This window comes from uncultured Arenimonas sp., assembly GCF_963976025.1.
In the GTDB taxonomy this organism is placed as follows: Bacteria; Pseudomonadota; Gammaproteobacteria; order Xanthomonadales; family Xanthomonadaceae; genus Arenimonas.
In genome coordinates this window covers 1-11,401 of the sequence record NZ_CAXBJS010000087.1, presented here as the reverse complement: position 1 = coordinate 11,401, position 11,401 = coordinate 1, and the positions used below count along the sequence as shown (strand labels likewise).

At 68.9% G+C, this 11,401-nt stretch carries 11 protein-coding genes; 7 read left to right on the top strand and 4 right to left on the bottom strand.

The genetic code is table 11. The annotated features are described in order from the left end of the window. The 3 genes from AACZ35_RS08405 to grxC form a co-directional block, all read right to left on the bottom strand. The coding region (locus tag AACZ35_RS08405) for an isocitrate/isopropylmalate family dehydrogenase (protein ID WP_339828188.1) at positions 1 to 138 on the bottom strand (138 nt) is incomplete at its 3' end. A 109-nt stretch (positions 139 to 247) separates the two neighbouring features. Continuing rightward, a complete protein-coding gene (locus AACZ35_RS08400; protein ID WP_339828183.1) occupies positions 248 to 655 on the bottom strand; it encodes a carboxymuconolactone decarboxylase family protein in 408 nt (135 codons plus the stop codon). Then, on the bottom strand, positions 652 to 897 hold the full coding sequence (gene grxC / locus AACZ35_RS08395; RefSeq protein ID WP_339828187.1) for a glutaredoxin 3: 246 nt from the start codon (positions 895 to 897) through the stop codon (positions 652 to 654). The genes AACZ35_RS08400 and grxC overlap by 4 nt, the downstream gene beginning before the upstream one ends. Before the next feature lie 176 nt (positions 898 to 1,073). Between grxC and AACZ35_RS08390 the strand changes: the two genes are divergently transcribed. From AACZ35_RS08390 to AACZ35_RS08360, 7 genes are all read left to right on the top strand, one after another. After that, entirely contained in the window at positions 1,074 to 2,678 is a 1,605-nt protein-coding gene (locus tag AACZ35_RS08390; protein WP_339828181.1) for a M48 family metalloprotease, read from the top strand. 93 nt (positions 2,679 to 2,771) lie between these two features. Next, entirely contained in the window at positions 2,772 to 3,464 is a 693-nt protein-coding gene (gene phoB / locus AACZ35_RS08385; RefSeq protein WP_339828179.1) for a phosphate regulon transcriptional regulator PhoB, read from the top strand. Positions 3,465 to 3,478: 14 nt separating this feature from the next. Beyond that, positions 3,479 to 4,837, top strand: coding sequence for a phosphate regulon sensor histidine kinase PhoR (gene phoR, locus AACZ35_RS08380; RefSeq protein ID WP_339828177.1), 1,359 nt, complete (start codon positions 3,479 to 3,481; stop codon positions 4,835 to 4,837). Positions 4,838 to 4,841: 4 nt separating this feature from the next. After that, a complete protein-coding gene (ppk1, locus tag AACZ35_RS08375; protein WP_339828175.1) occupies positions 4,842 to 6,932 on the top strand; it encodes a polyphosphate kinase 1 in 2,091 nt (696 codons plus the stop codon). A 4-nt stretch (positions 6,933 to 6,936) separates the two neighbouring features. Continuing rightward, complete coding sequence (ppx, locus tag AACZ35_RS08370; RefSeq protein ID WP_339828174.1) at positions 6,937 to 8,457, top strand: exopolyphosphatase; 1,521 nt, start codon at positions 6,937 to 6,939, stop codon at positions 8,455 to 8,457. A gap of 78 nt (positions 8,458 to 8,535) precedes the next feature. Beyond that, positions 8,536 to 9,612, top strand: coding sequence for a glycosyltransferase family 1 protein (locus tag AACZ35_RS08365; RefSeq protein WP_339828186.1), 1,077 nt, complete (start codon positions 8,536 to 8,538; stop codon positions 9,610 to 9,612). Positions 9,613 to 9,629: 17 nt separating this feature from the next. Further along, on the top strand, positions 9,630 to 10,142 hold the full coding sequence (locus AACZ35_RS08360; protein ID WP_339828184.1) for a phosphatase PAP2 family protein: 513 nt from the start codon (positions 9,630 to 9,632) through the stop codon (positions 10,140 to 10,142). A gap of 148 nt (positions 10,143 to 10,290) precedes the next feature. Here AACZ35_RS08360 and AACZ35_RS08355 read toward each other — a convergent pair whose 3' ends face one another. Next, positions 10,291 to 11,208, bottom strand: a complete 918-nt coding sequence (locus AACZ35_RS08355) for an IS110 family transposase (protein WP_339828172.1) — start codon at positions 11,206 to 11,208, stop codon at positions 10,291 to 10,293. Positions 11,209 to 11,401: the final 193 nt, after the last annotated feature.

The window sequence follows — 11,401 nt, the reverse complement described above, 5'->3', positions numbered from 1 at the left end:
CTTTTCGTAGGCGACCAGGCCGGCCTCGACGAAGTCGTAGGACAGGCCCAGGTCCAGGGCGTCGAGCACCTTGAGGGTGGCATCCATGATCTCCGGGCCAATGCCGTCGCCACGGATCACCGCAATCGTCTGGGTCATAAAAATTCTTCTTGGGCAATAAGTTAGGGCAGCCGAGCGGCTGCCGAAGGCGCAATATTATGCCTCAAACGGTCGGTCGCCGTTCGATTGGACCTTGGTAGCAGGCGCCCTAGTGCCCGTGCCCGGGCGGCTCCGCGGCGCCGGCGGCCTCGCCGTTTTCGAGTTGGTCCAGGAAGTCCACCGCGCGCCGCAGGTGCGGGATGACGATCGAGCCACCCACCACCAGGGACACGCTGAAGGCCTCGAACAGCTCGTCGCGGCTGACCCCGGCCTGCTTGCACTGGGCCACGTGGTAGGCGATGCAGTCGTCGCAGCGCAGCACCATCGAGGCCGTCAGGCCCATCAGCTCCTTGGTCTTCACGTCCAGGGCGCCGGCGCGGTAGGTCTGGGTGTCGAGCGCGAAGAACCGGCGCACGACCTGGTTGTCCTCGGCCAGGATGCGTTCGTTCATGCGCTTGCGGAAGGCGCTGAATTCGGCGACGCGGTCGCCGCCGTCCTTGTCCTTGCCGGCGCTCATGCCTGGCCCTCGAGCAGGGGCTTGAGGCCGCCGGCGCGGTCCAGGGCCACCAGTTCGTCGTAGCCGCCCACGTGCGTGTCGCCGACGAATATCTGCGGCACCGAGGTGCGTTCGGTGCGCGCCATCATTTCGCGGCGGCGCTCGAGGTCCAGGTCCACGCGGACTTCTTCCCACTGCGCACCGCGCGATTTCAGGAAGTTCTTGGCGGCCACGCAGTAGGGGCAAACGGCGGTGGTGTACATCAGGACCTTGGACACGGGGCTCTCCGGAAGTTAAGCGCCCAGTGTGGGGCCGGGCGCCGGCCTTTTCCAGCCGGCGGCTGCAACGCTGCGGCGCGCCGCGACCGGGTTAACCGCGGGTTCACCCGCCCCGCCACCCGCAGCCGCTATGCTTCGGCCACCCCTGTCCGGAGCCCGCCTTGCGCATCTTCGCCGCCGCCGCCCTGAGCCTGGCCATCACCCTGGCCTGCGGTGCCCGTGCGCAGGACACCAGCCTGCCCGACATTGGCTCGTCTGCCGCCGAGATGATCGATCCGGCCACCGAAGCCGAATACGGCGCCTACCTGCGCTACGAACTGCGTCGCCTGAACATGCTGGTCGAGGACCCGCTGGTCGACGACTGGCTGCAGTCCATGGGCTTCCGCCTGGCCGCCGCCAGCGACGTGCCCATGAATCAATACACCTTCTTCATGATGCGCGACCGGCAGATCAACGCCTTCGCCACGCTCGGCGGCTACATCGGCATGAACGCCGGCCTGGTGCTCACCGCCGAGACCGAAGCCGAGGTCGCCGGCGTGATGGCGCACGAAATCGCCCACGTCACCCAGCGCCACGTGCTGCGCGCCTACGAACGGGCCAGCAAGGACCAGGTTCCCATCATGCTGGCCATGCTCGGCGCCATCGCCGCCGCCCAGGCCGTGGGCGACAGCGGCGGCAGCGACAACTCCAGCGGCAATGCCTCGATGGCCGCCGTGGCGGGTGCCATGGCCCTGATCCAGCAGCGCCAGATCGACTACACCCGATCGAACGAATCGGAAGCCGACCGCATCGGCATCCAGACCCTGGCGCGCGCCGGCTACGACCCCAACGGCATGGCCGACTTCTTCGAGCGCATGCAGCGCGTGAACCGCGGAAATTCCGGCGGCTACCAGCTGCCCGAATACCTGCGCACCCACCCGGTCACCACCACCCGAATCAGCGAAACCCGCCAGCTGGCCAACCGCATGCAGGGCACGAACCTGCCCGCCCCGGTTGCCACGCCCGTGCGCAGCTCCCTGCTGCTGCCCGGCGAGCTGAGCCTGGCCGCCCACGGTGGCGCCGCGCTCGACCGCGACGAGATCTTCCCCTGGGCGCGTGAACGCCTGCGCGTGCTCAGCGCCACCAGCCCGCGCCAGGCGCTGCTCGAATACGAAGCCCTGGCCAAGGCCCCCGGCCAGAAGGACAACGACGCCCTGCGTTATGGCCTGGCCCTGGCCCAGCAGCGCGCCGGCCGTCCGCGGGAGGCCGCCGCCACCCTCGATGCCCTGCTGGCCAAACACCCCGGCGACCTGTGGCTGGAGCTGGCCCGCGCCGAAACCGCCGCCCTGCACCGCCCGACCGCCGAGGCCACGGAGCTGTTCGAAGCGCTGCTCAGGCGCCACCCGGAAAGCCGGGCCGTGCGCCTGGCCTACGCCGAAGTCCTGGGCGAACGGGCCACCGCCGAAGCCGGGCGCCGCGCCCAGGACGTGCTGCGGCCGCTGCTGCCGACCGCCGGCGACGATCCGCTCTTCCAGCGCAACTTCGCCCGCGCCAGCGAACTGGCCGGCGACGAGATCCGGGCCAGCGAGGCCTACGCCGAGGCCGCTTTCCTCAACGGCCGGGCGGTGGACGCGCTCAACCAGCTCGAGCGCCTGAAGCAGCGCGAGGACCTGAACTACTACCAGCGCGCCCGCATCGAAGCGCGCATGGCCGCGATCACCCCGGTGGTGCTGGAAATGCGCCGCCAGGGCATCCGGGCCGAGGAACAGCGTCCCGACCGGCGCTAGGGGCCGCCATGCCCGCCAGGGAGGGGTGTCACGGGGAGGTCACAAAAGTTTTATCTACTTGCACCTGACCCCACCCGATGACACGGTACGCCAGTGCAGAAACGCATTCTCATCGTCGACGACGAACCCGCCATCCGCGAGATGGTGGCCTACGCCCTGCGCAAGGCCGATTATGAACCCGCCCACGCCGGCGACGCCCGGGAAGCCCAGGTGTCCATTTCCGAAAAGGTGCCCGACCTGATCCTGCTCGACTGGATGCTGCCCGGCACCTCGGGCCTGGAGCTGGCCCGGCGCTGGCGCAAGGACGAGATGACCCGCGACGTGCCGATCATCATGCTCACCGCCCGCGGCGAGGAAAACGACCGGGTCTCGGGCCTGGAATCGGGCGTGGACGACTACGTGGTCAAACCTTTCTCGGCCCGCGAACTGCTGGCCCGCATCCGGGCGGTCATGCGCCGGGCCCGGGACGACGAGGATGACGGTTCCGTGGCAGTCGGCGGCCTGCGCATCGACGGCGCCGCCCACCGGGTCTTCGCCGGCGACCAGCCCCTGCACGTGGGACCCACCGAATACCGCCTGCTGCACTTCTTCATGACCCACGCCGAGCGCGTCTACACCCGCACCCAGCTGCTCGACCATGTCTGGGGCGGCAACGTCTATGTGGAGGAACGCACCGTCGACGTGCACATCCGCCGCCTGCGCAAGGCCCTGGAACCCTTCGGCCTGGACAACATGGTCCAGACCGTGCGCGGCGCCGGCTACCGCTTCTCCGCGGCAACCGGCTGAGGTCGGGACTCCGGATGAGCGTATCGATCCTGCTGCGGCTGGCCTGGCGCCAGTCCCTGATCCGGCTGCTGCTGTTTTATGCCGTGGCGATCGGGCTGGGCCTGTGGCTGGGCGAAGTCTGGTGGGCGCTGGGCCTGGCCACCGCCGTGGTGGCCGCCCGCGCCTACTGGCGCCTGTACCGGGTGCTGCGTTTCCTGGACTGGCGCAAGCAGCTGCAGACGGTCGACGGCCAGGGCCTCTGGGCCGCGCTGGAAACCCTGATCCACCGCCGCCAGACCGAAAACCGCCGCCGCGGCCGGCGCCTGGTGCAGCTGCTGCGCGCCTACCGGCAGGCCGCCACCGCCATGCCCGACGGCGCGCTGGTCATCGGCCGCCGCGACGGCCGCCTGGTCTGGTTCAACAAGACCGCCCGGCACCTGCTGGGCCTGCGCTACCCGCAGGCCCTGGGCCAGCCGCTGGCCGACACCTTCCTGGCCCAGCCGCGGGTGCGCGACTGGCTGGCCGCCGGTGAAACCGACGAACCGCTGACCGACCTGCCCAGCCCGGTCGACCCGATGGTGCGCATCAGCCTGCGCCTGATCCCCTACTCCAGCTCGCAGTGGCTGGTGGTGGTGCGCGACGTCACCAAGCTGATGCGGCTCGAGCAGGTGCGCCGCGATTTCGTCGCCAACGTCTCGCACGAACTGCGCACGCCGCTGACCGTGGTGCACGGCTACCTGGACATGATCGAGCCGGAAGAACACCCCGAACTGGCGGTGATGGTCGAGGAAATGCGCCGGCAGTCCCAGCGCATGACCCAGCTGGTCGAGGACCTGCTGACCCTCTCGCGCCTGGAAGCCCAGGAATCGCTGCCCGAAGAGCCCCTGGCCATGGCGCCGATGCTGGTCACCCTGCGCCGCGAGGCCGAGGCCCTGAGCCAGGGCCGGCATACCGTGCGCGTCGAAGACACTGCCGGCTGCGACCTCACCGGCTCGACCAAGGAGCTGCACAGCGCCTTTTCCAACCTGGTGTCCAACGCCATCCGCTACACGCCCACCGGCGGCAGCGTGCTCATCCGCTTCGAACGCGTGGCCGGCGGCGGCGTGCGCCTGGCCGTGCAGGACACCGGCTACGGCATCCCGGAACAGCACCTGCCACGCATCACCGAACGTTTCTACCGGGTCTCGACCAGCCGTTCGCGCGAGTCCGGCGGTACCGGCCTGGGCCTGTCGATCGTCAAACACGTGCTCAGCCTGCACCAGGCCCGCCTGGAAGTGGAAAGCGAGGTCGGCCGCGGCAGCACCTTCGCCTGTGTTTTCGGCCCGGCCCGGGTGCGCATGCGCGGCCCGGCCGGCGGCCGGGGCACCGACGACGGCCCGGAAGTCGTAAGCTAAGGGCATGAGTCCCGACAGCCCCGAAGCCGGCGCCAGCGCGCCCGACCTGCACGCGCCAGAGCTTTACCTCAACCGCGAACTGTCGCAGCTGGAGTTCAATTTCCGGGTCCTGGCCCAGGCCAAGGACCCGCGGGTGCCGCTGCTCGAGCGCCTGCGCTACCTGTGCATCAGCTGCACCAACCTCGACGAGTTCTTCGAGATCCGGGCCGCCACCGTGCGCACCGCCCTGCAGTTCGGCGGGCCGCTGCCACCCGACGGCATCGCGCCCTCGCGGGCGCTGGAACTGATCCACGACAAGGCCGCCGAACTGGTGGCCGAACAGTACCGCTACTGGAACGAAGCCCTGCGCCCGGAACTCAATGCCGCCGGCATCCGCATCCTGGCGCATTCGTCCTGGAACGCGCGCCAGCGCAAGTGGCTGCATCGCTATTTCCGCGACGAACTGCTGCCGGTGCTCTCGCCCCTGGGCCTGGACCCGGTGCACCCGTTCCCGCGCATCCTCAACAAGTCGCTCAACGTCGTGGTGGTGCTGGAAGGCAAGGACGCGTTCGGCCGCAACGGCGGCATGGCCATCGTGCGCGCACCGCGCTCGCTGCCGCGCATCATCCAGCTGCCGCCGGAGATTTCGGGCGGCGAACACGACTTCGTGCTGCTTTCGGCCGTGCTTACCGCCTTCGTGGACGACCTGTTCACCGGCATGCGGGTCAAGGGCGCCTACCAGTTCCGCGTCACCCGCAATTCCGAACTGTTCGTGGACGAGGAAGAAGTCGAAAACCTCGCCAGCGCGCTCAAGGACGAACTGGCCAGCCGCGGTTTCCGGCCGGCGGTGCGCCTGGAAATCGCCGAACACTGCCCGAAACCCATCGTGCGCACGCTGCTGCAGAACTTCGGCCTGACCGAAAACGCCGTGTACCGCATCAATGGCCCGGTCAACATCAACCGCGTCACCCAGGTCTACGACCTGGTCGACCGCCCGGACCTCAAGTTCCCGGCCTTCAAACCCGGCGTCGTGGCGATTGACGCCGACGCGCCCTTCGACACCCTGCGCCAGCGCGACGTGCTGCTGCACCACCCCTACCAGAGCTTCCAGTCGGTGCTCGACCTGCTCCAGTTCGCCGCCCACGACCCCGACGTGCTGGCGATCAAGCAAACGCTGTACCGCACCGGCAAGGACAGCAAGATCATCGACCACCTGATCACGGCCGCGCGAAACGGCAAGGACGTGACCGTAGTGGTGGAGCTGCGCGCGCGCTTCGACGAAGAAGCCAACATCCGCCTGGCCGACCAGCTGCAGGAAGCCGGCGTGCAGGTGATGTACGGCGTGGTCGGCTACAAGACCCACGCCAAGATGATGCTGATCGTGCGCAGGGAAGGAAAAAAGCTGCAGCGCTACGTGCACCTGGGCACCGGCAACTACCACGCCGGCACCGCCCGCGCCTACACCGACATCGGCCTGATGACCTCCGACCCGGACATCGCCGCCGACGTGCACGACATCTTCCAGCAGCTTTCCGGCCTGGCGCCTTCGATCAAGCTGCGAAAAATGATGCAGTCTCCCTTCACCCTGCACAAGGGCATCCTGACCCGCATCGAACGCGAGGCGAAGCTGGCGCGTGCCGGCAAGGGCGGCCACATCATCGCCAAGATGAATGCGCTCAACGAAGCCAACGTCATCCGGGCCCTGTACGAAGCCTCGCAGGCCGGCGCGAAGATCGAGCTGATCGTGCGCGGCGCCTGCTGCCTGCGCCCCGGCGTGCCGGGCGTGTCGGAAAACATCACCGTGCGTTCGGTGGTCGGGCGTTTCCTCGAACACAGTCGCGTGTACTGGTTCGGCAACGGCGGCAAGCCGGAAATCTTCTGCTCGAGCGCCGACTGGATGGAACGCAACCTGCTGCGCCGCGTCGAGACCTGTTTCCCGATCATCGACCCGCGCCTGGCCGAGCGTGTGTACGACGAAGAACTGGCCAACTACCTCACCGACAACCAGCAGGCCTGGGAACTGCGCGAAGACGGCAGCTACGACCACGTCTCGCCGGCGGAGGACGAGATGCCCTATTCTGCGCAGGGCGCGCTCCTGGCCAAACTCTGCGGATGACCTGATGCCGACCGAAGCCACGCCACCGCTCAAGGACGGCGACATGCTGGCGGCCGTGGACCTGGGCTCGAACAGCTTCCACATGGTCGTGGCCCGCTACCTGCTGGGCCAGCTGCGCATCGTCGACCGCATCAAGGAAACCGTGCGCCTGGCCGAAGGCCTCGACGGCCAGGGCGGCCTCGACCCCTCGGTGATGCCACGCGCGCTCGACTGCCTGGCCCGGTTCGGCCAGCGCATCCGCACCCTGCCGGCGCCGCGCGTGCGCGCAATCGCCACCAACACCGTGCGCCAGCTGGCCAACCCGCAGTCCTTCCTGATGCCGGCCGAAACCGCGCTGGGCCATGGCATCGAAGTCGTGGCCGGACGCGAGGAGGCACGACTGATCTACCTGGGCGTTGCCCACGGCAACCCGCCCGAACCCGGGCGCAGCCGGCTGGTGATGGACATCGGCGGCGGCTCGACCGAGGTCATCATCGGCCAGGGTTTCGAAGCGGTGGAGCGTGAAAGCCTGCAGATGGGCTGCATCGCCACCACCCGGCGTTTTTTCGGCGACGGCCGCATCAACCGCAAACGCTGGAAGGAAGCGCGCACCGAACTGGCCGCCGAATTCCAGCAGTTCGCCGAAACCTACCGCCGCCGCGGCTGGCACGAGGCCATGGGCTCGTCGGGAACGATCAAGGCGATCTGCGACGTTTCGGTGAAGATGAAGCTCACCAAGGTCTCGATCACCCAGGACAGCCTCGCGGCCATCCGCGAAAAGCTGCTCGATTTCGACACCCTTGAATCGATCAGGCTGCCGGGCCTGTCGAACGAACGCCGCCCGATCTTCGCCGGCGGCTTGCTGGTGCTCGACGCCGCCTTCGGGGCGCTGGGCATCGAACGCATGTACGTCAGCGACCACGCCATGCGCGAAGGCGTGCTCTACGACCTGCTCGGCCGAGACCGCCAGGAAGACCCGCGCGACCAGTCGATCCGCGCACTGCAGGCGCGCTATGAAGTGGACACCGAACAGGCCGCCCGGGTCGAAGCCACGGCCATGAGCCTGTTCGACCAGGCCGAACTGCCCTGGCGCCTGGACCTCGACAACCGCCGGCTGCTGGCCTGGGCCGCGCGCATCCACGAAATCGGCCTGGTCATCGCCCACAGCCAGTACCACCAGCACGGCGCCTACCTGGTCGAAAATTCCGACATCGCCGGTTTTTCGCGCACCGAACAGCAGACCCTGGCCGCACTCGTGCGCAACCAGCGGCGCAATCCCAACCCGGCCAGCTTCGACAAGGTGCCCGACCGCCTTGTCGCCAACGTACAGCGCTGCGCCCTGCTGCTGCGCCTGGCGGTGCTGATGCACCGCAGCCACGACCGCGACCCGCTGCCAGTGGTGGAACTGGACGTGGACGGCGACGAAATGCTGCTGCGCCTGCCCAAGCGCTGGCTGGAAGGGCATCCGCTGACCCGCCTGGACCTGGAAACCGAACGCGAGCTGCTGCCGGGCTACGGCCACCAGCTGGTACTGCGCACCATCTGAACGCCGTAACCCGGGCGTCATGCTCCGGTCATGGGGCTGGCACACGGCGGCGGCAATCTGCGGCGCATGGACAAGCGCCTGCACATCGAACTGGTCACCGAGACCTACCCGCCCGACGTCAACGGCGTCGCCCTGACCGTGCAGTCGCTGGAACAGGGCCTGCGCGGCCTGGGCCATGCGGTCGGCGTGGTCAGGCCCGAACGCGAAGAAGACGGCCCGCGCCCGGACCCGATGCTGATGCTCGTCGAGGGTGCGCCGATCCCGCGCTACCCGGGCCTGCGCTTCGGCCTGCCCGCGGGCCGCCGCCTGCTGGCGCGCTGGCAGGCCCAGCGGACCGATGCGGGGTACATCGCCACCGAAGGCCCGCTGGGCTGGTCGGCACTGCGCGCCTGCCGGCAGCTTGGCATCCCGGTCGCCACCGGCTTCCACACCCGCTTCGATGACTACGTGGGCCGCTACGGCGCGGGTTTCCTGAGCCCCTGGGTGTTCGCCTGGCTGCGTCGTTTCCACAACCGCGCCGATGCGACCCTGGTGCCGACCGCGGAGCTGCGCGACCAGCTGGCGCAGCAGGGGTTCCGCCAGGTGGCGCACCTGGCCCGCTGGGGCGCCGCCGAGGGCGCGCCGGTGCTGGTGCACGTGGGCCGCATCGCCCCGGAAAAAAACCTGCCGCTGGCGGTGCGCGCCTACCGCGAACTGCAGAAGCAGCGGCCCGATGCGCGTTTTGTCTGGGTCGGCGACGGCCCGGCGCGGGCGGGCCTGCAGGCGGCCAATCCCGACTTTCTGTTCGCCGGGGTGCTGCGCGGCGAAGACCTGGCGCGGCACTTCGCCAGCGCCGACCTGTTCTGCTTCCCCAGCCTGTCGGAAACCTTCGGCAACGTGACGCTCGAAGCCATGGCCAGCGGCATCGCCACGGTGGCCTTCGACTACGGCGCCGCGCGCGAACACCTGCGCAACGGCCTGCACGGGGCGGCGGTGGATTTCGGCGACGAAGCCGGTTTCGTGAAAGCGCTGGTGGCCACGGCCACCGGCGACGGGCTGCGCCACCAGGGCGAAGCAGCGCGGCTTGCCGTGCACCACCTGCACCCCGACCAGGTGGCCCGCGACTTCGCCTTGCTGCTCGACGGGCTGGGCGGCCGCCGGGAGCAGGCGGCGTGAACGTGCGGGTCCGTCGCCTGTCGGACCGCGAACAAGCCTGGTGCCTGGTTGCCAATCGCTGGGGCACGCGTTCGGTCGTGCGTGCGTACTTCCGCGCAGTCAGCCGGCTCGGTGACGGGGCATTCTGGTATGCGCTGATGGCCGCGCTGATCGTCTTCGACGGCTGGCGCGGGCTGGCGGTGTCGGCGCAGCTGGCGGCCACCGGCCTGGTGGCGCTGCTGATGTACCGAAAGCTCAAGCGCTGGACCCGGCGCCCGCGCCCCTTCGCGGCCGACGTGCGCATCCGCGCTTGGGTGGCACCGCTGGACGAGTTCAGTTTCCCATCCGGCCACACGCTGCACGCGGTCGCCTTCACCGTGGTCGCCCTCGCCCACTACCCGGGCCTGATGCCACTGCTGCTGCCCTTCGCCGCCAGCGTCGCCGCGTCGCGCATCGTGCTGGGCCTGCACTACCCCAGCGACGTGCTCGCCGCCACCGGCATCGGCCTCGCCCTGGGCGCGCTGTCCCTCTGGATCGTCGCGCCGGTGTAACTCCGTGCTCGGGACTTCAGCTCCTCTGCCCTTGGCCCTTGGCCTTTGGCCAAGCAGGGCCTCGGTCCGTGTTCGCTTCGCGAGTGGAGGCAGCGTGCAGTCGCCCTGCCCGCGACCGCAAGTACGTCCATGTAGCAACTGTGTTGGATCAGGTGGCTTCCAGAGCCAACTGATCCCGCATGCGGGCGTTGAGGATGACCAGCATCTTTCGCATCACGGCCACGATGGCGACCTTCGCGGCTTTGCCTTGCGCCTTCAGGGTTTCGTAGAACGCTTTGAGTCGTGGTTCAAAGCGTGCTGCGGACATGGCCGCCATGTAGAGCGGGGCACGGATTCGTGGCCGGCCACCCCAAGTGGTTCGGCGGCCGCGCATTGTTCCGCTGTCGCGGGCCAGAGGTGCGCCCCCGGCGAGCTTGGCAATGGCCTTGCCGCTCAGCCGGCCCAGCTCCGGCAGCTCACAGGCCAAGGTGGCCTGCAGGATCGGCCCGACACCCTTCAAGGACCGCAAAGCAGCCAGTTCGGGCTGGGCGCGGACCTGGGCGGTGATTTGCCGCCCCAGCTCGGCGATGACCCGCTCCAGGCTGGCGATGTGGCTCCGCGCCAGCCGGCGCAGCACGGGGTCTTCGAGCACGTCGGCACGCTGTCGCTCCGCGGTCAGCATATCCACCAACTGGGTCCGGCGATGGGTCCATTCACCCAGCCGGCGCTGCCACGGCGACTTGGGCTCGTAGCGCGGCAGGTCAAGCACCTGGCCCATGCGGGCCAGCCCGAGGGCATCCAAGCGGTCGGTCTTCGCCAGCTGCCCGGTCGCCTTGGCAAAGTCGCGGCCCTGGCGCGGGTTCAGACGGACCACAGGCAGGCCGGCGTCATGCATCGCGTCCGTAGTCTTGAGGTCGTAGCACCCCGTCGCCTCGATCACCACCTGACGGGGCTTGAGCGGCAGCAGGAAGGCCACCAGCTTTCGCCTGCCTTTGGCATCGTTGCCGAAGCTCCACTGCTTGCTGGTGCCGTGGATCGCCACGTCCAGAACGGCCTTGCTGAAATCCACCCCGACGGCTTCATTCATGCGGATTCTCCGGTAGGCTCTTGTTGTCGAGAGTCCTCCCTGCCGGGCCCGGTCTTGTCACTTCGAGCGCCTACTCGTGCAACTGTTCGGGCGTATGCAGGGAGATTCCGGTGTGGGGACCGTGCTACATGACGGTCGCGAGACCTAGGCTCAAACGGTCGCCCACACCGGCTCTCGACGCCTAGGCTGCCAA

Coding starts and splice junctions, on each gene's coding strand:
- AACZ35_RS08400 (WP_339828183.1), bottom strand. CDS start 655: ATGAGCGCCGGCAAGGACAAGGACGGCGGCGACCGCGTCGCCGAATTC.
- grxC (WP_339828187.1), bottom strand. CDS start 897: ATGTACACCACCGCCGTTTGCCCCTACTGCGTGGCCGCCAAGAACTTC.
- phoR (WP_339828177.1), top strand. CDS start 3,479: ATGAGCGTATCGATCCTGCTGCGGCTGGCCTGGCGCCAGTCCCTGATC.
- ppk1 (WP_339828175.1), top strand. CDS start 4,842: ATGAGTCCCGACAGCCCCGAAGCCGGCGCCAGCGCGCCCGACCTGCAC.
- ppx (WP_339828174.1), top strand. CDS start 6,937: ATGCCGACCGAAGCCACGCCACCGCTCAAGGACGGCGACATGCTGGCG.
- AACZ35_RS08355 (WP_339828172.1), bottom strand. CDS start 11,208: ATGAATGAAGCCGTCGGGGTGGATTTCAGCAAGGCCGTTCTGGACGTG.